The following is a 24,711-nucleotide window of genomic DNA, read 5'->3' as shown; positions in this document are numbered from 1 at the left end:
CTTTATTTGTCATGAGCGAATACGACTACTTCTTGGGGGCGCGAGGAACGTTGTGCCTCCTGACGGGAGACTTTCCTGCGTGTGTCGGCAGATTCTTGGATTTTACGCCATCGTTTGCCGTTGTAGTGTTCGTGACGTGGGCTTCACCCACGGATTCGCATTGACCGGTAAATAGGTGGTGGTTCATTGCCATACTGTTCAAGATACTAAAGAATTTTTATTTGTCAAATGAAAAAGCCCCTGAAGGGGCTTTGGAAGTTTTGCTATGACGAGAACAGCTGCTTTTAAAGGTTCTGCTGCAGCTTGGGAATCATTTCGTCGGCCCATTCCTCGAAGGTGTCGTCGGCAATGTGGGCCTTGGCCTGTTGCATAAGCTTGATGTAAAAGCGCAGATTATGAATTACAGAAAGAGTCCATCCCAGGGGCTCTTTTGCTTTATGCAGGTGACGCATGTAGCCGCGGCTGTAATTGCGGCAGCAGTAGCAGTCGCATTCCGGGTCCAGCGGGTGGTCGAAATCGTGGGCGAACTTCTGATTCTTGTAGCGGAGAACGCCCTGGCTTGTATAGACCAGGCCGTCTTGGGCGTTTTTCGCCGGCAGAATGCAGTCGCACATGTCTACCCCACGGCGGATCAGTTCCAGCAGGTTCCAGGGCGTACCCACCCCCATCACGTAACGGGCGCGGTCTTCGGGCAGTAGGTTTGTGCAGAAGTCCGCAATCTCGTACATGATTTCTACAGGCTCCCCCACCGAGAGGCCGCCCATGGCGTAACCGTCGGGACCGATTTCCTTAAGTGCCTCGATGGACTTCTGGCGCAGTTCCTTGTGCATGCCGCCCTGCACTATCCCGAAGAAAAACTGCGGGAAGCCGTGAATAGGCGGGTTTGCCTCCAGCCATTCCTTGGCCTCCCGGGTCCACTTCAGCGTCAGGCGTAAGGATTCGTCGGCCTCTTCCAAAGTGCTGGGGTACGGCGTGCATTCGTCAAAGGCCATGATGATATCCGCACCGATTTCGCGCTGGGCCTGCATAACGCTTGCCGGCGTGAACATGTGCCTGGAACCATCCAGCAGGCTCTTGAAGCGAACACCTTCTTCGGTAATCTTGCGGAACTGCTTGAGACTCCACACCTGGAATCCGCCACTGTCCGTAAGCATGGGGCCGTTAAAGCCCATGAACTTCTGGACGCCGCCAGCCTCCGCCACGGTCTTCGTGCCCGGACGCAGGTAAAGGTGGTAAGTGTTTGCCAGGATGATTTCCGCTTCCAGCTCCTTGATATCGCGGCTGGTAATCCCCTTGACTGTGGCGTTGGTGCCCACCGGCATAAAGATGGGCGTAGTCACATCGCCGTGTGCCGTGTGAATCACCCCAAGGCGGGCCTTGGACTTGGTGGACGTCTTCTTCAGTTCAAAGGGATTTGCGTTCATCAAGCTGAAAGATAGAAAAAGTTAGAGCATCCACATTTATCATTTTGCCAACGCCGGCAAAATGATAAAAATTCAAAGAATATGTAGCTTATTCATAATTCGCAAAAGTCATTTCATGAGGTCATATAACTAACGCCTTATCAATAAACTTGTCCAAAGCATCATGCATATGTTTTCGGTCACTTTGGGCAACAATCAATCATACTTAGTCCAATTCAATTGCGAACGCACTGCGTTCACAATTGAATAAAGCGCATATAGCGAGAAAGTTTGACATCGCTGATTTCACGTTCAGATCCGGAGCCAAGGGATACCATTTTGCCAACGTCGGCAAAATGGTCTGTAACTTCAATTCCACTAGCTTCACACGCCACTTTTGCTCTATCAACAGCATCTTCGAAACGACGCCATTGTGTGTATTCCAACGCTGTCTGCAGTTCCCTTGCATACCAGAATTCGACACCGTTTTCGTCTACATGCTTGATGCTTTCAAAAGTTTGCTGAGAATAAGTTGAGATTTCTTTTTTAGCCATACAGCCTCCTGTGATTTGTTCTTGTTAGGGGCGTCTTGGCAAATACGGGAATGCCGTATAAAACAAAGACGCACCACTCCATTCGATAGAGTAGTGCGTCGGGATGTAATGTAGCTAAAGTACCGTTCTTGGCAAGGTACTTGCGAAAATTTTACAAAGTAACTTAAGGCAACAACTTGTTGAACATTTCATCGCAGTATTCGTAGGTTTTGTCCTTTAGAATTTCTTCTCTGCCGAAACCGTACTTGTCTTTAAAATAGTGCTTGGTTTCAAACCTATCGCAATAAAATTCTTCAATGTCAGAGACCTGGAAAAATTCGCAATCCTGCCTACCTTCGTTTATTGGGGAAAGGCGATAGGATTCGGCCTTGCGGATAAATAATTTGCTAGAAGTTCTATCAATACCAAGCATTGCTACGGATGCTTCGTACTTATACAGCTTTTTTTCCTTAAACAAATAGACAAATCCTTCGGCATGCATGCCTCCCTGGGAGCAGATCAAACGGTCTGCCAACTTGGTGCATTTGTGGAGATTCTTGAAAGTCTGATTGCCTGCATTCGCAAAGGCTATCAGTAACAGGCAAGCGGTAATAATCTTTTTCATGGCATTCTCCTTGTTATGCAAAGAAAAGTACCATTTATTTTTGACACTTTAGTGACAAAATTGGAAATTCATTTGACTGCATTTGTCATTCCATAAGACTTCAAGATTTCGGTATAGTGGCTCCAACTCAATTGTTTGAATTTTCGAGATTTACAAAATACCCGCCGTTCTTCGGGGCTCCTCTAAATTCAATTTTCTTGTCGTCAGTCAAGGTCTTTAGATAACGCTGAGTCGTTCGCAAGGCCAGAGTGAGTTTCGCAGCAATCGCAGGGGCGTTCATTCCGGGATTTTTCTTGATTTCTGCAAGAATTGCTTCCGAAACATTTACACCGCCAACCGCAACAAATTTACACCGCCATTTTTAGCTTTTACACCGCCACTATTTTTAAGCAAACGTAGCAAATCCGTTTGGGTAGCCCGTCTTAAGTTCGACAACGACAAGGCTGCGCAATTCGCGATTGAAAAAGAGCAGGTCCACCCACATGTCGTGTTCAAATTTTTCGATATGAACCTGATGGCCCACATACGTAAAATCCTTGCCGAAGGTCAAAATGAAATTCTTGACATTCTGGACAATGGCTTTTTCAACCACGCGTTCGTCAATATCCTGCGGGTTGCGCTCCCCCAATTCCTCCACATTGATAAAATCCAGGAGGTACTCGTCCTTGAACATCGAAATGGCCTTTTGCGTATGGAGCGTTTTCGGACTTCCGCCATTGGCGAACGATTTAAGTTTATTAGAGCGTGAATGGGTATAATTGGCGTTTTTATGTCAAATTCAGCCTTTTCCAATTCGCCCGCCATTGGCGAGCGATTTAAAAACTCTTCCCATTTCTCGTAAAATTGACGCATTTTCTTAATGCTATACAGAGAAAGCATTTGTTGATTGACTGCTCGGGCGGACTCCAGCTGACTCTCAAGAATAGCAGACTTGATCTGCTGAACAATGTTATTGTAAATCGGACTGACCTTATCCATCTTGCCCTCCTCGCTAATGACTCCAAGTCAATTTGTGAGACAGTGTTTCACATTTTGGAAAAACAGCGCGGCTCACGCCAACAACCTTTTTTACCATAATAATCTCCTATGTCGTGATTCTGCAAAACCACAACGGCAAAGAACATCATTTTCCCCACGCCGGGAAGATGATCGATAGCATACTTTTGATTATGAAGATGTTCTAGTTTTGTTGTTGGCGGGGGCCTTCCCCGGCATTACTTGGCGCAATTCCACCTTGTGGCGAACTTACGCTCTCGAGCAGGCAGCGTCTCCTGCCAGCTATCCAACAACATCAACCAGATGGTTAATGAACCTTGCCGCGAATGCACGTACGGACTTTTGCAAGTCTATGTCGACTGTCGCAAGGAGTGATGAATTTCAGAAAGAAATATATGCAAATGCAAGAGAAATTTCAAGTACTTTGATTGTCAAAAATAATCCACTTAAAAGATGCAAAAATGACTATATTACTTTACATGAATTTTGATGAACTTCATAAGCTCAGCTTTAGGAACAGGGGCGTTTTGTCCTCAGCAACTCAATGTGGATGTTTCTATTGCAAACGATCGTTCACCCCGTCTGAAATCACTGAATGGACTGATGATGGCGAAGACACTGCGCTTTGCCCCTATTGTTCCATTGACAGCGTAATTCCTGACTTAGACAATACTCTTAACGTGGAATTACTTGAAGCGATGAACCGGAAGTATTTTTAAGACCATTTTGTTGACGTCAACAAAATGGTTGTATGAACTTCACTTAAAGCAGTTTACCGGCCCTGAAGGATTCTTCCAGGTAGCTGGGATTTTGGTAATAGCAGTCGGAATTGAAATTGGAGATGTAGTCGCTAATGACCGAAGAAAAAATTTGGATGGCAGTTTTAATCTCTTCGCCCGGACGTGCACAATCCTGGACCATGATGCTGTAAAGGCGTCCGATGTCGGTATAGGAAGGAACGGAGTATTTGCAGTTTTCTATAGTTTCAAAGGTGCCTGCAGGTATGCCGTAACGTTCGACAACTTCCTCGCCCACTTGCTCAAAGCTAAGGCTGTGGTTGACACCTGCGTCTTTCAGTTCCTTCGCAAAGCCAGCCTCACCCAGCTTGTTTGCAATCACCCCGCGCTTATTCTTTGTTACGCGAGCGACATACTCAATCAGGGAACATACATAAAAGAGATCATCTTTCCGAGATTCAGTCATGAACGACCTCGCACTTGACAAATTTTAAGCACTGCAAAGCCGCCTCTGTATGGAAGCTGATCTGATGGGTCGGATGCTTGAATTCCGCCAAGACCCAGAACTGCTTTCTGTTGATGGTCCCTGCCAAGAAGTCATTTACGAAATTCCAGACCGTATCGTCTGCCATGGGGCCTTCCACAATATCGAAATCATGAGCCTTCCCGCTACGGCATGCTGCAATGAAATCCAACCATTCATCAGTCATTTTCTCGAATGTGAGAATTTTCAGCGACTGATCTGGCGTGTACTCGAAATGATTGACCCGGGGTTCCCCATCTCCACGGTTTGCCCACCGAACAGCCTGTGCAAAGTTGTTGGTACAATAAAATCCCCAGGAAAAGTCCTTGGTGAACCGAGTCTTGCGAATCTCGGGTACTTCTACAATTTCTTTACTAGCGTGATAGATGAGCATAGTGACAATATAAGAAATTAAAGACGGTCAATTGAAAAGGCTTTCTCCTTGTTTGTAGAGAAAAGTACCATTTATTTTTGACACTTTTGTGACAAAATTGGAAAAATATTTGCCGCCTTGCGGGCGACATCTGAGGCACTTGACAGCATTTGTCATTCCATAAGGATATATTTGCATCAAAAAGCGAGGCTATATGCAGGAAATCGAGAAATACATAAAGAGTGGATTCTATCCGGGATTCTGCGGCGAGGAATTTGGCGCGGGAGTAGATGCGGTCAGGCTGAGTCTAAAAGATTGCGACCAGCGCCCAGGAAACGTAAGGAAACTGCGCGACTACATAGACGAAAAGTTTGGACGTTGTTTTCAGGACCCTCGCACCATTGCATGCGTTATCGCCAAGATGGTAAATCTTGGTTGCATAGGCATTGCCGCAGACGAGAATATCGTTTACAAAGAAGAGAAACTGTGGGATCGAGAATAAACCATATTCCCCACGCCGGGAAAATGGTTGTATGACTTTATTTAGAGTTTGTAGCTGATTTTTCCCATTTCGGAAATGGTAAGTTTTTTTTGCGAATCAAGATTCTTAAGAAGTGTTTCCACTTGCTTCTACAAGAATATACTTAGCCATGCTTCTTCACCAGTTCAATTTCAGGCAAGATAATAGGAATTTCTTCTTCACGTTCCTTATCATGCCAGGCCACTACATAACGGATTCGTACATTTTTCACAGAATATCCCAAGTCCTTAAGATGAGAAATCTTTTCCTTAGCCTTTTTAGACAATACGGCTACCGGATTCTTGGAATCGCTGAAGTCATACAGTCCACCATGGGAATACTTCAATATATCACCGCTATGTAATTTGAAGATTCGTTTTTTCAGTCCTCCACCTTCGTCAACAGTCTCTCCATAAGAATAGCTCAAGAACATATCTTTATGGCCAAACTGGCAAATGATTTCTGCAGGTTCCGAATACCTCGCATGTTCCTCTATAACGGGAGCATACTTATCCAAGAAGGGGCAGCAGTGGAAAACATACAGTTGCTTCTTCGCACGAGTAAAACCCACATACAATACACGGCGGCCTTGTTCCGAGCTAGCCCTTTGATCCTTAATCAGCATGTAGACTCTGTCAAATTCACGACCTTTTGCCTTATGAATCGTAGAAACTACAACTTCATTCTTTTCACCGCGTTCAAAGTCTGACACCCTCGATTCCATCAAGAAAAGCTTCAAATCATTTCGATAAAGGCGATCGTTATGCTTCTGATAAACCTTAAGCGCCTTTATGCAAATAGGCAACAACGCGCTCTTTTGATAGTACTGTTGTAGCTTACCCATTGCAGAATCCCATTCTTCTGTACTAATGACAGGATCTTCATTACTGGAGAGCCATTTCATAAAGCTTCTGAATTCAACAAGATCATGGAGCGAGAACCCGTCACTGTCCTGAATCAACTTCGCCCTGATTTTTTCGTGATTCAAAAGGGCCATCATTTTCAAAGCATCATCATTGGTCTGCGTTAAAACACAAACTGTTCCATAGTTGGAGTACTTTTTCAAGTGTTCAACAATGGCGTATTCCATGTGAGGCGAATTAAACTTTCGAACCCTGACGGCACCTTCCCCATCATTTACAGCTCTAATGGGATTCACCTTTAAGCGATTGGGAATATCCTGAACGAAGGCGTTACTAAAGTCTACAACCTTTTTAATGCTGCGGTAATTTTCCACCAGTTCGTACTTCTTCGCCTTATAAAGATCCATAAAGCGATTTAAATCTACAGACTTCGAACCGGCCTTCTGATGGACCCCTTCGAAAATATTCTGGTCATCATCGCCTACGGCAATAACACGCATATCCTCATTTTCTTCAATGAGGGCCTGAACCAGGGCGAACTGATGTTCATCCATATCTTGGGCTTCATCAATTACCAAGACCTTCTTGGTGATCTTGCTATGCTCAATTTCCCCTTCCTTGATTTTTTCCACAGCCATTTCAACAGCGGAACCTGCTTTATCTAGGTCACCCATAGTTCCTAGCAAATCAAATGCGTAGGAATGGAATGTTTTTGCAGTCAAGAAGGAGGCTGCACTACCGATCAGCTTATGGAGTTTTTCCTTAAAGTCAATGGCTGCACTACGAGAGAATGTGAGCATCAGCAACTGTTCGTGCTTCACGTCTTCCAACAGCATCAAGGAGGCCAGCTTATGCACGAGGACTCTAGTCTTTCCACTTCCCGGGCCTGCTGCCACCATAATGTATTGGCTATTCTTATCTTCAATAATCTGCTTCTGACGTTCAGAAAGGGAATCTACAATTTCGTGGTACTTTTCTGGAGTGATATTGTGATTGATTTCATCCATGCGATTGCCCTTGAAATACTTGTTCAAGAACATCTTGTAATCGAGAGCGAAATAATCACTTACAAAAACCTGAGCCTGTTTGCTATCGCGTACCATCATGTTGGCATATTCACCAACAATATGGATTTGCTGCATTTTCATTTGGTAGAAGTTGTTCAACTTTTCATAGTCGTCAACTTTATACTTGATCAAATTGCTCTTTTCAATTCTATGAATTTCAAGTGCGTTATACAGCACAAGGAAGCCATCTTCCAACTGCAAAGAATTAATCTTGGAAAGATACAGGAGGGATTTTTCGAGATCCTTATATGAAACCGGAGTCTTGTCAAATAACGAAATCTGATTTTCATACGCTGTCAGCAATTCTTTTTCAGAGAATTGGATCAGAGCTTCTTCACGAGAATTTGTCTTGGCATCGTAATTAGCCTGATAAAGCTGGTCAATAACAAAATGAGCCAACTGAACACGATGATTAAAGTCTTCTACCAAATTTTCAAGGGAGACCTTCGGTTCAATCTTTGTGCAAATATCAGAGCAGTAGTTCTTTTCGATAAGGCCATTGATCATCCAGAAATAAAGAATGGTCTTTATATCCTTAACGTTGGCCTTTTTGATACCAGCCGCAGCGGCTTCCTCGTTCAATTCCTTGAGGTTGAAAACAGTCTTCCCTGTTTTTAGTTTTGAAATAATAAAGTTCTCAAGAGCTTCAAAACGCTTTACAACCAACTTGGACTTGTTTTCGCCATCACCCTTCTTGATGTAGGCGGTCATATCCTTGGAATCTGCAAGCACGTTCTCTGCGCGCAGGAGCTGAACTGTTTCCTGAACAGCACTGCATTCCATACCTAGGATATCGGCTATATAATCAATGCGGGATTCAGCCTCGTCACCTTTGGATTTAAAAGTATTTCGCTGAGAAATCAGAAGACTTATAATTCTAATGGCATTCTCTTTCTGTTTTTCATCAAACATATTGGAAGCTGTAATCTTACTACGAGCTTCATCCATATTTGAAACTTGAATGCCAGTGGCGTAAACCTGAGGGCAATTCTGCTTACGTTCAATGTAGCCAGCCTCTTCCAAGGCGAGAATTGCGGTTTTTACGCGAGTTTCTACATCACCATTAGGATCATCGAAGCCAGCCTCTCTTGCAATCTCCAGAGGAGAGCGCTTAAGCACAGTTCGGTTCTTTGTAAGAGACTTGATTGCCTTCCAAACCTGCTGAATCTCGCTCATGCTAAGCTTCGTCTGGTTCAGTAGCAAGAAATGCTTGTCCAAGTCACTTTCATTAAAAAGAACATAACATTCTGCCTGCAAGCTCTGGTCACGCCCTGCACGACCGGCTTCCTGAACGTAGTTTTCCAGAGAATCAGAAATTTCAAAATGCACTACAAGTTGCACATCGGATTTATCGACACCCATGCCAAAAGCGGATGTGGCCACGATAATCTGGACCTTGCCACTAATGAATGCTTCCTGGTTTTCCACCTTTTCACGGCTTTCCATCTTTCCGTTAAAAGGCAATGCAACAAAACCATCCATACTTAGCTTTTCTGCCAGTTCCAGAGTATTCTTGGTTCTTGAAACATAGACAATGGTCGGGCAATTCTTTGTTTCTATCAAAGACCTTAAAGTCTTGTATTTCTGGTCTTCGTCTTCCTGATAGATTACATGGTAAGTCAGATTTGCGCGGGTTGCCTTTGTGGCAAAAATCTTTAAATCAAGATCCAGCTTCTTTTTAAAGTAATCGCAAATATCCTGAACCACTTTCTGCTTTGCAGTTGCTGTAAAGCAAGAAACAGGAATTCTTCTTAGACTGGATTTTTGTTCCTGGAGTTTCTTGATGAAATCGCCGATATAGAGATAATCTACACGGAAATCATGGCCCCAGCTAGAAAAACAGTGGGCTTCGTCAATTACAAAACGGGCAATCTGCCTAGAAAGTAAAAGTTTTTCGATGGTACGGGAACGGAGGGATTCCGGCGAAATGTACAGCATAGATGCCATACCCGATTCCACACGTTTAATGGCCTCTGCACGTTCAATAGGATCCAAAAGACCATTGATAGTTACGGCATCGGCAATCCCCTTGGAAGCAAGGTTGTCAACCTGGTCCTTCATCAAGGACTGCAAGGGTGAAATAACGACTGTTAAGCCTTTATAGTTCTCCCCCGCCATCAAAGCCGGCAGCTGGAAAGTAATGGACTTGCCGCCACCCGTGGGGAAAATAGCCAGCAAGGAATCATTGTTGACCGCAGCCGCCGCAGCCTGTTCCTGTAAAGGTTCCCCATCGTAAGTTCTAAAATTATCGTACCCAAAGATTTCTTTCAGCTTCTTACGGACATCCAGTTTTCCACTACAATAGGGGCACGTAGGCTCATGACACGGATTATTTCGCAATAAGAAAAGAATGTTCTCTGTGTATGGATAGTTACGCAGCACCCAAGCTGGCGTAATAGAACGCTTATCCTGCAGGTTTATTACCGACAAAGCATAGGCCAGCTCTATGGGGTGTTCTGTAACAAAGGACTCTATAGAAGCGTTTTCACAAATCAAGCCTGCAAAACGGCTCTGAATTTGCTTAACAAGGTTCCTAGTGCTGGATCTGGCAGAAAGAAGATTGTTAAAGAAGCCCTTGCTTTCTTCTTTTAGGCCCACATATTCAAAAAAATCCTTGAATTCCCTTGAGCCCTTCAAAAGATTGAAATAGATATCCCTTAGATCATCATCCAAGGCATTGAAAGCATTAATCTCGTCATGGAACAAGTCCCTGGACTTCTGTGCATCCAGCAAGGGATTATTCAAGGTATCACTAAGGATTTTTTCATCTTTCAGCAGCTTATGGCTGGGCCGCATGGGGAACATCAGCGGCGAAAGATAAAGAGTGTCAATAACCTTCTTTTTGTCTAAATCCAGGTGTTTTAGATACTGAAGGTCGTGATTCAAGACATTATGACCACCGACGTATTCTGCATCCTTCACGAAATTCAGGAAATCACCCTGACTAGGCGTATGAATCGTCTGGTCTTGAGAATCAACGGCGCCCAAATCGGCGATTTTCCCGCTGGATGTAGAAACTTCAATATCTAAGAAAACAACACTCACACTGTTAAAATAACTCTTTTTTACAAAGCGGCGAGATTGTCAACGACCTTTTCAACAAAGAAAAGCCCTAAATAACACTAACTCTGAATACTCGGATAACGTAATCAGCCAAACAGGGATAGTTGTTCTTCTTGAGGACTAACTTTTCGAACCTCATTTTCATCCAAATTTCCATCCCAATTTTCATCAATTGCGATAGCCCCAAGTTCAATCAGTTTTTTATTGCCAAGACTCTTCTGGTTGTTTCGACAAAAAACTGGGCAATATCCATTTCGCAAAGCTTCAGTTGCCCCGCTCCAAGTACCGCCTTTGTCATAATCAGATTTCACAACAATGGTTCCCTTTGATTGGGCATAGATAAATTTATTACGTTGCATTGCAAAACCAGCATTAAAACCAGCATCCGGCTTTGCAATAGAAATGAGAAGCAAATTTCCCTTTTGTACTTGGGAAACGACATCACGCTTTTTTATTTTCCGCGCTAAAGAATCCGCCAAATATTCTATGCAGAAGCAGCCCTCGGCAAGTGCCGCTAAAGACGCTGTTGAGTCAACTCCTTTTGCTCCGCCAGAAACCACGCCGAATCCATTTTTTACAATCGTTGAGACAGTGCACTTTGTAAAATCGGTATCATTATCATCTATAGTTCTTGAGCCTACAAAACCAGCATATTTTCGATTTGTTAAGTTCAAATCTCCAGCATAGTAAAACAAAGGCGGACAGTTTTCCTTTAACTTACTCTTCAATACTTTGGGATATTCAGAATCAGCCCGCGTTACAACCTTAATCCCCATAGAGGAAAATTTTTCTAATTCAAATATCAAGCTTCCACTTCGATCAAATAAAGAACGGACCCGTTGAATTTCTTCGTCAGTATACAACAGTTTATGTTTAAAATCTTCAGTCGAAAAATTAATGACATCCTTAGGCTGTAGAGATTTTTCCATAAGCATTTTTGCAAACTTCGTCCACTCATAGGGAGTAAACGGTTTGCAGGAATCCGCGCAAAGATGGCTACACAAAGATACAATTACAGAAGAATTTTCATTCATTTTAATCCGCCCTCTTTTTAGAACTGCAAGCTAACGCATATGGATAGACATGTTCAGCACCAGCTGTTCTTAACAAGTATCCACATACAGTCAAAGTCCATTTAGAATCTACAACATCATCAACTAACAATATAGAACCTGAAAGAGATGTTCCTTCTCGTAAACTGAATGATTTTCGAGCATTACCACATTGAAAAGAACTGTTCTCCATCTCTTTTTGCATTTTTGCAACATTTTTTTGAATCACATCTATGCAGGAAATCCCCAATTTAGAAGCTAATCGTAACGCAAAATCCTTCACAACATCGCTTCGCAGGGAGGGAACGTAGGCAAGCTGAGATATTCCATTTTCGGATACAAGATTTTGCAAAACTTTTGCGCTTTTTTCAACAAGTTCTTCGGAAAACTTTTTTGTTTCATACTTTCCATTCTTTACCATAACTCCATAGCCCTGTTCCCCATAAATCGATAGGCAAACACCCACTTCATTTGGCATATCTATTTTTGTGCGACTAGACAAATCCGTTTTGGCCCACTGCACCCTAGGTTCAATCGGCAACAGAATTTTTTCTAAGAATGCTACCGCTCTGCCCAAGGATTCTTTTGAAATAACAGAAGAAAATTCCTCATGTCCAATACAATTTTTACAAATCCCACAATTTTCAGTGGTTATATCGTCTAAACAATTGACAATATATTTGCTATAGCATTCGTTCGTTTTGATAAAATCAAGCATCTGTGATTGCTCTCTATAACGAACATTCTTTACGTCGCTATAATGAGCTTCGTTATACACAAAGTTATGAGCAGAAGCATAGTATTTACCCTTTTCTTTGTATACAAATTCCTCATTTTCAAGGAATTTTAATGTTTTTTCAACACGCCCCATTGAATAATTTAGATGATACATTATATCATACAACTTTATTCCTTCATTTTCTGCGACAAGAGAATACACACTATCAGCTTCAGATTTTGAAGGAAATGCTGTTTCTATGAAATAATTTTGAATATCAAGATCTTCTGCACCATACATCAAAAAAGTATATGCACGGTCAACATTTCGCCCTGCACGACCAATTTGTTGATAATAGGCAACCACGTTAGATGGCATTTGATAATGAATTACAAATGAAATATCAGGTTTGTCGTACCCCATCCCCAGCTTTATCGTAGCAACAATAACCTTGATTTCATTTTTCATGAACAACTGTTCAGTCTCTTGATTTACAACTTCATCTAATCCGCTGTGATAAGCCCTTGCGTTTATATTATTTTCATTCAGGAATTCTGTAAGATGCTCACAGTCATTTTGTGTAAGGCAATAGATAATACCCGATCCTGGAATTTTGTTGATATTATCTATAAGCCATGCATATCGCATAGCCTTGTACCTCAAATTAAGAACCTGAATCGAGAGATTCTTGCGCATCAACGGGCCTCTAGAAACAAAAACATCTCCGCCCAGTTGTTGTTTAAGATCTTCTACAACCCGGTCGTTCGCAGTTGCCGTTGTTGCAAGAACAGGAATATTTTTCAGCATACCGCTGATAACCTTGTTAATTCGGCAATACTCCAAACGAAAATCATGTCCCCAATCAGAAATACAGTGTGCTTCATCAACGACAAATAAACCTATCTTGATCTTTTTTAAAGCATCTTGAACTTTTTCAGTAAATAGAGTTTCTGGCGTTGTCAAAACAAGGTCTATTTCACCCTTTTCCATCAATTCTAAAATCTGAGTTTTCTCTTCAATCGTTTTAGAACTGTTCAAAGTTTCACACTTCAAGCCTGCCCTAGCCGCTGCTTCAATCTGGTTCTTCATCAAACTCAGCAAAGGGCTAATAATAAGAGTCAGCCCCTTTTGTTCATCCCTCAAAATCTTGGTGCAGATAAAGTACACCATACTCTTACCCCAACCAGTACGCTGCACAACGAGCGTCCTTTTATTGGTAAGAGTAGCCTTAATGGCCTCATATTGGCCATCTCTAAAATTTTTCCCAGGACCAAGAAAACTTTCCAAAGCAGCGTGAGCTTTCTGATAAACACTATCCATTTTGTCCCCTTTTGCAATCTTGACGTATTATCCAGCCGACATTCAAGATTTATATCAAAAAAATCAAATCAACGATAAAATATATACAACAAAGTGACAAAGGATGACAATCCCAAATTATTTGAAAGTACTCTCCCCTATTTCACCAAATCCAGCAATTTTTCATAGGAATCCACAACGTCATACGTTACAGATTCACTTGAAATTGCGGCGAAGTGCTTGCGAGCACATTTGATTTTTGCGGATTCTATTTCGCGAAGTTCCAAGGTACTCATGGAGCCCTTCGTTTCGGCGACGAAATAAACGTGCTTTACAGAACCTTCATGGAAGGCAATGGCCCAGTCAGGATTGTAGTTTCCAACAGGAGTGTTGATGAAGAATCCCTTCGGCAACTTGATGTACAAAGACACATCCTTGCTTGCTTCGAGCTTCTGTGCAAAATCTCGTTCGTTTGTAGAATCGTAAATCAGATGATCGTACAAATGCTGGTGAGTTTCGCAGGCATTCATACCCAGCTTACCCTTCATGGTGTTGTCGGTAAAGATGTTGGTTTCGTAGCGGGATTCAAGCTTATTGTAGGTTATATGTTCTACAATAACTGTTGCCTTTTGCTCATTTATTAGACGGCTCGCCTTGATGATGAATTCTTCCGGGTTTTCCTGGAACTGATCAAAAATCGGTTTGTGAATGCCGCGAAGAATGTCAACGACCACCTTACGGGTCAGTTGCGTTCCTTCTACAATTTTACCAATCAAATCATACTTAACATTAGAATTTGCGGTAACGACGGCAGCCTTATTTTCTGTAGATTCCAGCTTAAAGGCATTACCGTTTTCCAACTGTTCCTTGGACTTGATTTCCTTTAACGAACCCTGGTCAATCTTGAAGAAAATCTTCGTGACACGCAGCTTTTCATTCAAAGCATTAATTGACTTGAGAATCAATTCATCTGTGTCGAAATTCACCACATAGGCAGACTTTGCATTTATGCGATTCCAAAGATCCTTGAATTCCTTGGAGCCGAATTTACTTTTATTCAAGTGTAGTTCGACGTTATTCTTTCGTGCATCATCAGGCTTGACGGCATCCGGATCATAAAGTGTATCTAGCAAGGAACAAATGCCAGCCGTATATTGAGCAACCTCTTCGCTTAAATGAAGTGTACCAGCGGCTTTATCAACACGATATGCCTCAGTAAGCATACCCTTTTTCACATAGCCACATTCAAGAAGAGCATCGTATATATTTTGTGCCAAATCATCAGAAACGGCAATCTTTACGCCAGATTCTGTTTCCAGCTTACGGCCCTTGAACAAGTCGATAGTCACCTTGACAGGACGAGTACCAATGTTTTCGGCCATTTCAGTCTGCAGGGCTTTGGCGAAATCTTCGTAGCTTTCGTTTGCAATTACCGTAAGCACATTCACGGAATGAACATCTGCACCGAGAACTGCGGCATCCATACGCTCGCCATTCTGATTTACACAAAGGCGAAGGCCGCGGCCAACTTCCTGGCGCTTGCGAACTTCAGAACCACTACTCTTGAGTGTGCAAATCTGGAAAACATTCTGATTATCCCAACCTTCCTTAAGTGCTGAATGGCTGAAGATAAAACGCACAGGTTCTTCACGAGAAAGAAGACGCTCCTTATCTTTCATAATAAGGTCGTAGGCATCAACATCGTCAGATTCTGAGGAACCTTTCTTGAGCTCACAATCCTTAAAGCGACCGGCGCCTTTCTTGCTCTTGTCAATAGAGAAATAACCAGCGTGAGCCTTGCGAGCTACAGTCTTGTCAAGAAATTCGAGGTAATCAGGACTTTCCAACAAATCCTGCTGCAGAGACTTGCGAACAGAATCATATTCCTCTTCGAACATTTTGGCGTAAACGCCCTGCTCGTCAGCAGCATCATAATCACGATACTTCTTGACTTCATCTATGAAGAACAGCGACAGGACCTTAATGCCTTTACTGAATAAAGCTCGTTCGCGTTCAAAGTGAGAAATGATGGTTTCGCGAATCTGGATTCTGCGAAGCTGGTCTTCATTTACTACACCCACATATTCGCCGGCAAGAAGTTTTTTCCCATTGGCAAATGTGATGGAGTTGTCGCGGCCATCGACCTCAGTAACGACATAGTTGTCCTTATATTCCTCCAGTTCACCAGACTGCTCGTAAAGATTAAAGTTCTTGGTTACATTTGCTGTTTTCTTCAGCAAGCCATTCTTGCCCTTGTAATCAAACTCCAATGTTGCAACAGGATTCTTGTCGGTGAACACCTGGACTTTTTCTAGGTACAGATAGCCTTCCGTAGCGGTAGAACCTGTGGCAGTAATGCCTTTAACGCTGATTTTCTTGACCAGGCGTTTGTTATAGGCATCCATGGCATCAAGGCGATACACCATGTTATAAATGGCGTCCTTGCGATGGGTTGCTGAATAACGAAGCGTCATTAAAGGCTTGAATTCTAGCAGGCGATCCTTGGTCTTTTTTCCTTCGACACTTTGAGGTTCATCAATGATGAGAATCGGATTCGTGCTAGAAATAATATCAATGGGCCTACGGCTACGGAATTCATCAAGCTTCATGTAGATGCGGCGGGCATCCTTCCCTGTTGCATTAAAAGCCTGAGCGTTAATGATCATCACATTGATATGGCTATCGCTTGCAAAATGATCAATCTCGGTAAGATTTTGGGAATTGTAGATAAAGAATCGAATGGACTTACCGTATTCTTCGGCAAAATGTTCCTGAACAATCTGGAAAGACTTATACACGCCTTCACGGATTGCAATACTCGGCACCACCACAATGAACTTGCTCCAGCCATAAGCCTTGTTCAGTTCATACATGGTCTTGATGTAAGTGTAGGTCTTACCGGTACCCGTTTCCATCTCAATGGTCAAATTGAAACGGCCATCCAGCTTTTCATCGGTTTGAAGGAGATTCCCTGCCTGCACCGCCTGTAAATTCTTGAGCACCAGTTCATCGGTCATCTGCGGAACAAGAGGCTGGTTACAAAAGCCCATGACCTTGTTGTGAGCGGAGACATCCCCACCGAACAGTTTCATCGTTCCAGAATCCAACAAATAGCTAGACTCCAAGTAAGGCTGACCAAGGAACACATCACAAACTGCCTTGGCGGCATCTGCCTGAAACTGCTGGTGCTTAAACTGGATTTTCATAGCACAAAAGTAGTTTTTCGCGATAAATATGCAACCACATCAACCCTAATCATCCATATTTTACAATTAAAAAAGAAATTATATTCCAAAACGGAATAAATTTACTATATTTAGATAGTCAAACGACGAAATTTATTCCAAAACGGAATAAAACAACGAATAAAGGACTATCTTATGATTAAATAGGAGTTATAATGCCGCAGTCAAATACACCCTGGGATTATGAGACAGCATCGTGCTACTCAAAATCCAACGCAAAGAGCATCAGTCAGAAACACACGCAAGAATTCCAGAATGTTCTTACAAACCTAGAAGGTTATAAAAAAGCCTTAAACGCAGGAATTTCTTTAGAACAAGCCAAAAGGACGCTCCCCTATATTCACAATGAGAAGAACGGACTGCTTGCAATTGACCAGAGACCTCCTAAAGGAGGATTTCAACTCCGGCTCTACATTTACCCAGATGAAAAGACTCACAAAATCCATCTAGTGGCCATCGGGGATAAAAGTAGCCAACAAAACGATATAAAGATAGGGCACAAGTACATTCAGTCGCTATAAAGCAATCACAAAATAAGCCCCACACATCAAGGAGACCGACAAATGGATAAGAAATTGATAAGTATATCGGATTTGATGAATGAAATGGGAATTGATAAAGACATTGCCAAAAAAGTCACAGACAATATCAATAATCATAGCGTAAGTCAAAATCTTACAATCTTGCGAGCAAAGGCTGATTTGTCGCAGGCCGAAATGGCGAAAAAGATGGGAGTATCGCAATCGTTCATTTCTAAACTTGAAGTTGCAAGCAACGATCAAATCAAATTTGGAGATTTCAACAAGTTTGTCAATGCTCTGGGTTATGATACAACGCTCACAATTTCAAAACCCCAGAACATTGTTCAAAAAATCAAGAACACATACAATCAGCTTTTTGCCTTGACAAAGGAATTGCAGAATTACGCAGTTGATGACGAAGCAATTCTTCAGAGTATTGCGAAATTCGAATTGGAAGCAACGCATAATATGTTGAATCTTGCTTCGGCATTGATTGAAAGCAGCGCTTCTAAATTAAACAAGATTCATCCTCAACAGGAACCGCAGATTATTCTTGATGATTCAATTGTTTCTCACAAGAAAAAAGAATTGGTTACTGCTTAAAAAGGAAGTCTACTGAATTATTATTCAGTAGACTTTATCATTTAAATATAAATCAAGCAATCATTTCTGTCTAATGGTTCTATAATCAATTATCCATTTCAAACTTTTTATTCAAAATATATTTTTCAAAATCTTTTTGATTGGTTATGTCACCTGCTACAAGCATTTTTGTCACTCTCCGATATACTTCCATTGCCAACCAATATGCCTGCCATACTTTTTCTTCTGTCACGGGATTTTTAGAATAACCGTGAACCAAGGCCGAACGCAAATTATACAAATCTTTTGCTTGGTTAAAAATCTTTATCCTATCATCAACAGTTTCACCAACCAAAAATGCACATTTTTCTGCGATTGCTGCAGAGATGGAAGAAAAATTGGATACGTTAGATAGTAAACACTCTAATGCAAAAATCGAATATATCAGTTTATTTTCCAGTTTTTCTTCATCGTATTCTTTACCGAGCCATTCATAACCGATATTTAAAGCCTGCCAGAAATCGGTTTTGCCGTCAATAATTGAAGAAAAGTTCATTCTTCCATTCAAAAATTCTCGAAAAGATATGGAAGTTGGTTTATCGTTTTTTGCTTCCAAATAAAGAGGCTGTGTGTTGGCTACATGAGACATTCCTGAAACGCCCCCATAATCACCAAACACAACGTATTGTTCCAACAACAAAACGTCTGTTTTTAGGGGATGAATCCAATGTTTCGTAGAATCTCTTAAATATGGAATGAAAGCTTTTAATCGATTTAGCTCAGACTTCAATATGCCAATACCAATTTCATTGGCAGAGTTAGGATGGCTCTGTAATTCAGCAACGGCCAATGTCGCTGGAAAATCTTTTTCTATACAATCGCAATCAAATTTATTCAGAACATTTTTCTTTTCTTGAATGTACTCCATTTTTGGATAGAGAGTAAAACGCCCTATTTTAAACGAAGCATCAACAACAATTCCTGTAACAGGCAAAACAATGGTATTGTTTTTTACAGACTCTTTAATTTTATCGTGCAAAACAGACAAAATTTCATTTTGTTTTGATTCATCACATTTCAAAGAAATAATCGCAGGCAAGAACATATTTTTCATTTGCTCTGGCAAGATTTCTTTTGTAGAGTATTTTTGAGAAATTTGATATAATTTTTCCTGACCGTTATTTACAAAAAGATAATAAGTTCCATGACAATAAGAAACATCCCATTTGGACTCCGCGTTTTCAATATCAAGCGAAATATGATTTATCGCAAGATCAATCAAGTCTTTGTCTAATTCGGCGTACACCATTAACTAACCATCAAGTTGCTTCAAATATTTCGCATATTCTGAACCATGTTTGCTGCACCATATGGCTTTGGTCATATAAGCAGAATCAAAATCAAAACGATCATCATTAGAAACGTCTTTTTCCTCCCACAACTGAATCTTCTCATGACAAGAACAAGACATTGTTGCTTTTTCGTCTTTTAAATTTTTCCTGAAACGATAACTCACCCACAATTCTTTACCTTTCGATAAAGATGCTAGTTTTGCAGCCATGTTCACGGTTTTGCCTGCCCAAACTTCATTTTGACGATCAGTTCTACCTTCATATCTTTTTAAGCCCAGCTTGCGGACTAAAATTGTATCCTGATCAATACCAATGTGAGCTCCAATTTCAATTCCAGAAATATCTTTTATACGTCCCGACAAAGATTCTTCTACAATCGTTTTTGCTGTAATTGCAGCAACGAGAGCGGTATACACTTTATCCGAATCAAAAAGTGCAAAAACGCCATCGCCCTTCACATCTATATAGGGAGAACCAAAGTAATCAAATATTTTAATGAGTGTCCCAGTAAACAATCTATAAGCCTTAGCCATTTTTGTATTATCAACAAGAGCGCTTAATTTTGTGGACCCAATCATATCAATAAAGACACACACAACATCAGGAATCTTCAACCAGTTTGTCGGATTCTCAATAGGAATTTTTGTCGTATCTGGTATAGAATTCCGTTGTGTGAAAGATATAGCTTGTCTCGAAATTTTCAATTCTTCATCGATAATGTCTATCACACCTTTTTCAACTTGTAATTCAGAAAAAGACATATCACTCCATTTCCGTGGCAATAAAATCACCACAATATATTCCAGGTGTATTTGTGCGGCTCAATAAATTTTGTCTTATATTAGAAACTTTAGAAAAAATACCTTCTGTCATCAAAATAGGATCGACCCCATTTCTACCAGCCGCATTTGCTAAATGACTAGCTTGATTAATGGCATCTCCCATCCAGATTAAATCATTTAGAGAGCTTCCTGAGTAACCGGCCTTAACTATTAAAACTCTCCCGTCCGCAACACCTATACCAGCCCTGATGTTCTTATAGCCAAATTCAGCCAAACTTTCGTTAATACATCCAATTAACGAATTTAATCTTGCAGCAACATGAAACACAATTCCATAATTTTCATCTTTATCAGCATCAAATACTCCCCATACACAATCTCCGTGGATATTAATCTCTTCGCAGATTTTTTCCGAGTTTAAGATAGCTGTGCATTCAGAGATAAATGTTCTATATATTTTGGAGATTACAGGACGTGTATGTGATTGCGTTAGTTTCGATGAACCTATTATATCTATAAACAGAGCAATAGCTTTTGTATTTACCCCGTTTTCATAAGTAAAAAAACTTCTAGCAGGGATATAATCTAATTCAACATAATTTTGATCAGATGACGCTAAAATTTCATCAATTCTTTGCAGACTCGCTTCAAAATCATACTCAATTCTATTTTTTACTTCCATATATTACGCTGTCAAAACGAGAAAAACAAATGTTAAAATACAAAGATATCCAGCTTTTTGAAACAACTTAAATTTACGCAGAGCAATATCGCTATTTATCTTTATTTGTTGGCAAACGTCTATAAAGTATTTTTTATTATCGCGCTCGCCATAACTTAATCTCACCGCGTGAATAAAATGTTCTGTAGACATTTGTGCGATGCACCCATAATAATGCAGATTTTGATTTTTTAGTTGTATTTTCAAAGGCTCTTTTTTCTTTCCATTTCTTCTCATTTTTTTGTAATAAGCTCGTTTAAGCCTTTTAATCCACTTAATTTTGGGAAAAAGATTCAAAACCGGGAAAAAAGAATAAAGCAACAGCATTATTCCGCATAATAAGGAAATACTGACTAGTTTTCCATAAAATGACCAAACAGGAAGTACATCTTGTTGAAAAAAAGCAACAAGCAAAGCACTTAAAAGAGTAACCAAAATGCCATTTTTTGCCTCAGCATATTTAAGCCAATCAACAGTTCGCTCTAACTGAGAATCTATGTCATATTCACAGTTTTTCATAATTCTAAATCACCTTGACGGTTGTGTTGGGGCTGAGGGTTTTGAAGATTTCGGTGACGTTGATTTTGGAGGGGGCGTCGCGGAAGGAGGAGTCGCGGAAGACGACGCGGAGGGGTTTCTTGGCGGCGATTTGGCGGATGACGGTTTCTGGGATGTTTTCGGAGAAACTTGCGATGAGGTCGCCGTCGTTGACATTGTGGATGGTGACGCCTTCGATGGTTTCTGTTTTGATGGGGAGCGACAGGGAGACGCCCCAATCGACGAGGCAACCGAAGAGAAGGTCCATATCGGTGCGATCTTCCTTGATGTTGCTGATTTGATCGAGGAGGTTCTGCTGGGAGACTTCGCCTGCGGAATAATAGACATCCTTCATGTTGGAGTCGTCTATTTTTAGGACACGGAAGCCGATGTCCAGAGTTTTGGCATTGTTGTCAGAAACATTTTGAGCGTCAAAGAGGTCGTTCTTTTCTGAGGACTTTTGCTGTTCGGCTTGTTTTTCGGCAAGGATTTTTGCTCCGGCACGCCGGATGCGTTCCTTGCCGATTTCGCAGATGTTCTTGTATGCTGGAGATTTCGTTTCTTCAGGAACTTGCACTAAGATAAACCTGCGATTTCCGCCATCCTCTAAATTTTTCTTAAAAATAGCATGAGCTGTTGTTGCCGAACCAGAGAAAAAGTCTAGAATCAAAGAATCTTTTTCTGAGGCTATCGTTAACATTCTGTCTAGCAAACGAGTGGGTTTGGGAGTGTCAAATGGAGCCTTGCCATCAAATAAAGAAAGAATTTCCTTTTTTGCTTCATCGGTGTGGCCCGTTTCAGAAAAAGGCCAAAAATTTGTAGGAAGTTTTCCTCCAACAGCATCTAAATATGTTTTTCGACGAATTCCACCAAATCCATTTTTTGTAAAGTAAAATTTCGGCCATTGACCTCGATCATAAACACTTTGAGCAAATTTTTTAGCATTTTCTAAAGAATCTTCTAAAACAATTCCCATAACATTTTTGCGGATGTCATTCGCAGATATTCCACATACAGCAGCCCTTAGTTCTTCGTCATCCAAGTTTTTTAAAACGTACTTTCCCCAGCCTTGCATAATTTTCAGCATTTCATCTTGCTGATAACGCCAACATGCATTAGCACTTGGATATATCATTTCTCCAGTAAAAGGATGTTGAATAGCATACACCATACCTTGATGTGTCGCTGCTCCAGGAGCAAATGGATTATCACTAGTCCATGGATTCACATCATTATCAGGATTTTTGTACATTGCATTCATTTCTGCAGTTCTTGGTAAAGCATATGGCATCCATTCACGCTGTCGGCTATACGACACAATATGTTCAATTTCACGAACAAGACCTTTTGAATCGTTTCTTGTGGAATATGTTCTCTGCCAAGCAACATCCCCAACAAAGCAATCTGAACCAAAAACTTCATCACAAATTTTCTTCAAATTAGCCTGTTCATTATCATCAATACTAATGAAAATCACGCCATCATCGGTCAGCAAATTCCTGGCAAGGAGAAGACGGCTATAAATCATGGAACACCAGTCAGAATGGAATCGGCCATTGCTGTCGGAATTTTGCACCATGCGATTTCCTTCGTCGTCAACGGCTCCGCTTTCCTCGTCGTACTTCTTGGAATCCATGCGGAAATCATCCTTGTAGATGAAGTCGTTTCCGGTATTGTAGGGCGGGTCGATGTAAATCATCTTGACCTTGCCAAGATAACCTTCCTGGAGCAGTTTCAGAGCTTCGAGATTGTCGCCTTCAATGTAGAGGTTCTCGGTGGTATCGAAGTTGACGGACTCCTCGACGCAGGGGCGCAAAGTCTTGCGTATGGGCTTGGCGGCCTCCACCATGGCGTCGCGCTTCCCCACCCAGGTGAACTCGTAGGATTCATCCCCATCGGCAATGGAATCACCCAGAATCTGCTTCAAGGCGTCAAAGTTCACAGCTTTCGTAATCTTGCCGCTATCATCCTTCTTTTCGGTAATGCAATTCGGGAACAAAGCCGCAATCTTTTCAATGTTCATCTGAGTCATATCAGGAGTTTCAAACTTCATCTTTTCCATGAGGCGTCCGTTTGTAAAATATCCTTTATGGTCACCTCTAAAAATTCAATTTTCAAAAATTTGGTTGCGACTCTTCGCGCTGGTTCGTCGTTCAAAGTGGCAAATACCACCAGTATTCGCCACTTTTCATTCCTGCCATCGCTCGGTCTCACTCAAATTTTCTTAACCAAAGCAATTTTTAGAGGTGCCCTTATTCCAATAATAAAAAGATTTGCAACAAATCGCTGCAAATCAATGTTCAAATAAGGGTAAAAATTACTTCAGCTCTATCACTATTTCGTGTTCACCAGCCGACTCGCCTACAGAATCATCAAGCCAAATATTGTCTATCGTTGCACAAGCTTTGCTATACGCTTCTGCATAATTTGGGTTTTGCTTCATTTCTTCGGCATTTAAGAAAAATTCCCTTTTTTTCCATATTTGGGATTGCAAAAAAAAAGCATTCAAAAAATCTTTCAATACCGGAGGCTTTATCTCTTTGCCAAGTAGATCTTCTTCTTTATCCAAGAGTGTTTCAGCATCTTTTGTCGACGATATGAAAACAACAGGAATACCTCCATCCTCAACAATGCCTTTCAAGTCCTTTCGTCCGTAAAAATGCCAATCTATATCTCTGCTATTGCTTGTTTCATTTAGCAACCCTAAAGCAAGTTCTGGTGAAATTGCAATTCTTTCTCGATTTGCAAGAGATGCAATGCGAAATCCTAAATCTATATCAGGGCCAATAAAATCAATCAGGCTATTTTTCACAACTGGTTGGCGCAAAATAAAATTTCTTATCGGAAAGCCCGCTGTCCAAATAGTGCCCTTTACAGGATACTTGTTTTCAGAAGAATTATTATTCTTTTCAATAACATCTCTGAATTTTTTTACATGCTTAAGAGCTTCGCTCCAGCTGGTGATTTTTGCGTAAAAAAGAATCTCATCGCCATTGTATTTCCACAATTGTACGCCATCACCAACAAATTCATCTTCAAATGAAGTGTAGAACAAAACAGCATTAGAAACCCAGGAACTTATGCACAAGCCTCCCTGTGCATTTTGCTTTTTTCTTGTGCTGCCAATAAGGTCTGCACTAAAAAAAATGGCTCTTCATCAACATGTGTGGGTGGCTTCGCCACCCTTTTTTGTTGACTT

General features: G+C 41.3%; 21 protein-coding genes. 4 read left to right on the top strand and 17 right to left on the bottom strand.

Going from position 1 to position 24,711, the window contains the following annotated elements; genetic code table 11:
- Window positions 1-25: 25 nt before the first annotated feature.
- The 5 genes from MJZ26_09595 to MJZ26_09575 all read right to left on the bottom strand — a co-directional run bounded on the left by MJZ26_09595 (window position 26) and on the right by MJZ26_09575 (window position 3,234).
- The gene (locus MJZ26_09595) at window positions 26-193 is read right to left on the bottom strand and encodes a hypothetical protein (GenBank protein MCQ2106033.1); all 168 of its coding nucleotides are present in this window, start codon (window positions 191-193) and stop codon (window positions 26-28) included.
- 91 nt (window positions 194-284) lie between these two features.
- Window positions 285-1,424: a tRNA guanosine(34) transglycosylase Tgt gene (gene tgt / locus MJZ26_09590; GenBank protein ID MCQ2106032.1), complete on the bottom strand. Its 1,140-nt coding sequence runs from the start codon at window positions 1,422-1,424 to the stop codon at window positions 285-287.
- A 236-nt stretch (window positions 1,425-1,660) separates the two neighbouring features.
- Entirely contained in the window at window positions 1,661-1,957 is a 297-nt protein-coding gene (locus tag MJZ26_09585; GenBank protein MCQ2106031.1) for a hypothetical protein, read from the bottom strand.
- A gap of 163 nt (window positions 1,958-2,120) precedes the next feature.
- Complete coding sequence (locus tag MJZ26_09580; GenBank protein MCQ2106030.1) at window positions 2,121-2,561, bottom strand: hypothetical protein; 441 nt, start codon at window positions 2,559-2,561, stop codon at window positions 2,121-2,123.
- A gap of 385 nt (window positions 2,562-2,946) precedes the next feature.
- Entirely contained in the window at window positions 2,947-3,234 is a 288-nt protein-coding gene (locus MJZ26_09575) for a DUF1016 domain-containing protein (protein MCQ2106029.1), read from the bottom strand.
- Window positions 3,235-4,018: 784 nt separating this feature from the next.
- Between MJZ26_09575 and MJZ26_09570 the strand changes: the two genes are divergently transcribed.
- Window positions 4,019-4,276 (top strand): cytoplasmic protein, encoded by a 258-nt coding sequence (locus MJZ26_09570; protein ID MCQ2106028.1) that lies wholly within the window; start codon window positions 4,019-4,021, stop codon window positions 4,274-4,276.
- A gap of 43 nt (window positions 4,277-4,319) precedes the next feature.
- On the opposite strand, the gene MJZ26_09565 is transcribed toward MJZ26_09570, so the two are convergent.
- Both MJZ26_09565 and MJZ26_09560 read right to left on the bottom strand, forming a co-directional pair.
- Window positions 4,320-4,760: a hypothetical protein gene (locus MJZ26_09565; protein ID MCQ2106027.1), complete on the bottom strand. Its 441-nt coding sequence runs from the start codon at window positions 4,758-4,760 to the stop codon at window positions 4,320-4,322.
- A complete protein-coding gene (locus MJZ26_09560; GenBank protein MCQ2106026.1) occupies window positions 4,753-5,211 on the bottom strand; it encodes a DUF3990 domain-containing protein in 459 nt (152 codons plus the stop codon). Before MJZ26_09560 ends, MJZ26_09565 begins: the two co-directional genes overlap by 8 nt.
- Window positions 5,212-5,404: 193 nt before the next feature.
- Here MJZ26_09560 and MJZ26_09555 point away from each other — a divergent pair, with 193 nt between their 5' ends.
- On the top strand, window positions 5,405-5,692 hold the full coding sequence (locus MJZ26_09555; protein MCQ2106025.1) for a hypothetical protein: 288 nt from the start codon (window positions 5,405-5,407) through the stop codon (window positions 5,690-5,692).
- Window positions 5,693-5,834: 142 nt separating this feature from the next.
- Here MJZ26_09555 and MJZ26_09550 read toward each other — a convergent pair whose 3' ends face one another.
- The 4 genes from MJZ26_09550 to MJZ26_09535 all read right to left on the bottom strand — a co-directional run bounded on the left by MJZ26_09550 (window position 5,835) and on the right by MJZ26_09535 (window position 16,978).
- Entirely contained in the window at window positions 5,835-10,685 is a 4,851-nt protein-coding gene (locus MJZ26_09550) for a RecQ family ATP-dependent DNA helicase (GenBank protein MCQ2106024.1), read from the bottom strand.
- 104 nt (window positions 10,686-10,789) lie between these two features.
- Window positions 10,790-11,737, bottom strand: a complete 948-nt coding sequence (locus tag MJZ26_09545) for a DNA-processing protein DprA (protein MCQ2106023.1) — start codon at window positions 11,735-11,737, stop codon at window positions 10,790-10,792.
- A gap of 1 nt (window position 11,738) precedes the next feature.
- A complete protein-coding gene (locus tag MJZ26_09540; protein ID MCQ2106022.1) occupies window positions 11,739-13,793 on the bottom strand; it encodes a RecQ family ATP-dependent DNA helicase in 2,055 nt (684 codons plus the stop codon).
- Between the two features lie 137 nt (window positions 13,794-13,930).
- Window positions 13,931-16,978: a DEAD/DEAH box helicase family protein gene (locus tag MJZ26_09535; GenBank protein ID MCQ2106021.1), complete on the bottom strand. Its 3,048-nt coding sequence runs from the start codon at window positions 16,976-16,978 to the stop codon at window positions 13,931-13,933.
- Window positions 16,979-17,172: 194 nt separating this feature from the next.
- Here MJZ26_09535 and MJZ26_09530 point away from each other — a divergent pair, with 194 nt between their 5' ends.
- Complete coding sequence (locus MJZ26_09530; protein ID MCQ2106020.1) at window positions 17,173-17,538, top strand: hypothetical protein; 366 nt, start codon at window positions 17,173-17,175, stop codon at window positions 17,536-17,538.
- A 42-nt stretch (window positions 17,539-17,580) separates the two neighbouring features.
- Window positions 17,581-18,141, top strand: a complete 561-nt coding sequence (locus tag MJZ26_09525; protein MCQ2106019.1) for a helix-turn-helix domain-containing protein — start codon at window positions 17,581-17,583, stop codon at window positions 18,139-18,141.
- Window positions 18,142-18,226: 85 nt separating this feature from the next.
- Here MJZ26_09525 and MJZ26_09520 read toward each other — a convergent pair whose 3' ends face one another.
- The 6 genes from MJZ26_09520 to MJZ26_09495 form a co-directional block, all read right to left on the bottom strand.
- Window positions 18,227-19,429 (bottom strand): HEPN domain-containing protein, encoded by a 1,203-nt coding sequence (locus MJZ26_09520; GenBank protein MCQ2106018.1) that lies wholly within the window; start codon window positions 19,427-19,429, stop codon window positions 18,227-18,229.
- 3 nt (window positions 19,430-19,432) lie between these two features.
- Window positions 19,433-20,233, bottom strand: coding sequence for a hypothetical protein (locus MJZ26_09515; GenBank protein MCQ2106017.1), 801 nt, complete (start codon window positions 20,231-20,233; stop codon window positions 19,433-19,435).
- Window position 20,234: 1 nt separating this feature from the next.
- Window positions 20,235-20,936: a hypothetical protein gene (locus tag MJZ26_09510; GenBank protein MCQ2106016.1), complete on the bottom strand. Its 702-nt coding sequence runs from the start codon at window positions 20,934-20,936 to the stop codon at window positions 20,235-20,237.
- 3 nt (window positions 20,937-20,939) lie between these two features.
- A complete protein-coding gene (locus MJZ26_09505; GenBank protein ID MCQ2106015.1) occupies window positions 20,940-21,494 on the bottom strand; it encodes a hypothetical protein in 555 nt (184 codons plus the stop codon).
- Between the two features lie 4 nt (window positions 21,495-21,498).
- Window positions 21,499-23,574, bottom strand: a complete 2,076-nt coding sequence (locus MJZ26_09500; protein ID MCQ2106014.1) for a site-specific DNA-methyltransferase — start codon at window positions 23,572-23,574, stop codon at window positions 21,499-21,501.
- Window positions 23,575-23,829: 255 nt separating this feature from the next.
- Window positions 23,830-24,600 carry a hypothetical protein gene (locus tag MJZ26_09495; GenBank protein MCQ2106013.1) on the bottom strand — a complete coding sequence of 257 codons (771 nt, stop codon included), beginning with the start codon at window positions 24,598-24,600 and terminating at the stop codon, window positions 23,830-23,832.
- Window positions 24,601-24,711 lie beyond the last annotated feature (111 nt).

The sequence above is a fragment of the Fibrobacter sp. genome, from assembly GCA_024398965.1.
Taxonomy (GTDB): domain Bacteria; phylum Fibrobacterota; class Fibrobacteria; order Fibrobacterales; family Fibrobacteraceae; genus Fibrobacter.
Note: the sequence above shows the minus strand (reverse complement) of the source record. Positions and strands in the feature narration are given on the sequence as shown.

Excerpts from the sequence above, each read along its gene's own strand:
- MJZ26_09595 (MCQ2106033.1), bottom strand. The coding sequence starts at position 193 with ATGGCAATGAACCACCACCTATTTACCGGTCAATGCGAATCCGTGGGT.
- tgt (MCQ2106032.1), bottom strand. The coding sequence starts at position 1,424 with ATGAACGCAAATCCCTTTGAACTGAAGAAGACGTCCACCAAGTCCAAG.
- MJZ26_09585 (MCQ2106031.1), bottom strand. The coding sequence starts at position 1,957 with ATGGCTAAAAAAGAAATCTCAACTTATTCTCAGCAAACTTTTGAAAGC.
- MJZ26_09580 (MCQ2106030.1), bottom strand. The coding sequence starts at position 2,561 with ATGAAAAAGATTATTACCGCTTGCCTGTTACTGATAGCCTTTGCGAAT.
- MJZ26_09575 (MCQ2106029.1), bottom strand. The coding sequence starts at position 3,234 with ATGTTCAAGGACGAGTACCTCCTGGATTTTATCAATGTGGAGGAATTG.
- MJZ26_09570 (MCQ2106028.1), top strand. The coding sequence starts at position 4,019 with ATGACTATATTACTTTACATGAATTTTGATGAACTTCATAAGCTCAGC.
- MJZ26_09565 (MCQ2106027.1), bottom strand. The coding sequence starts at position 4,760 with ATGACTGAATCTCGGAAAGATGATCTCTTTTATGTATGTTCCCTGATT.
- MJZ26_09560 (MCQ2106026.1), bottom strand. The coding sequence starts at position 5,211 with ATGCTCATCTATCACGCTAGTAAAGAAATTGTAGAAGTACCCGAGATT.
- MJZ26_09555 (MCQ2106025.1), top strand. The coding sequence starts at position 5,405 with ATGCAGGAAATCGAGAAATACATAAAGAGTGGATTCTATCCGGGATTC.
- MJZ26_09545 (MCQ2106023.1), bottom strand. The coding sequence starts at position 11,737 with ATGAATGAAAATTCTTCTGTAATTGTATCTTTGTGTAGCCATCTTTGC.
- MJZ26_09540 (MCQ2106022.1), bottom strand. The coding sequence starts at position 13,793 with ATGGATAGTGTTTATCAGAAAGCTCACGCTGCTTTGGAAAGTTTTCTT.
- MJZ26_09535 (MCQ2106021.1), bottom strand. The coding sequence starts at position 16,978 with ATGAAAATCCAGTTTAAGCACCAGCAGTTTCAGGCAGATGCCGCCAAG.
- MJZ26_09530 (MCQ2106020.1), top strand. The coding sequence starts at position 17,173 with ATGCCGCAGTCAAATACACCCTGGGATTATGAGACAGCATCGTGCTAC.
- MJZ26_09525 (MCQ2106019.1), top strand. The coding sequence starts at position 17,581 with ATGGATAAGAAATTGATAAGTATATCGGATTTGATGAATGAAATGGGA.
- MJZ26_09520 (MCQ2106018.1), bottom strand. The coding sequence starts at position 19,429 with ATGGTGTACGCCGAATTAGACAAAGACTTGATTGATCTTGCGATAAAT.
- MJZ26_09515 (MCQ2106017.1), bottom strand. The coding sequence starts at position 20,233 with ATGTCTTTTTCTGAATTACAAGTTGAAAAAGGTGTGATAGACATTATC.
- MJZ26_09510 (MCQ2106016.1), bottom strand. The coding sequence starts at position 20,936 with ATGGAAGTAAAAAATAGAATTGAGTATGATTTTGAAGCGAGTCTGCAA.
- MJZ26_09505 (MCQ2106015.1), bottom strand. The coding sequence starts at position 21,494 with ATGAAAAACTGTGAATATGACATAGATTCTCAGTTAGAGCGAACTGTT.
- MJZ26_09500 (MCQ2106014.1), bottom strand. The coding sequence starts at position 23,574 with ATGGAAAAGATGAAGTTTGAAACTCCTGATATGACTCAGATGAACATT.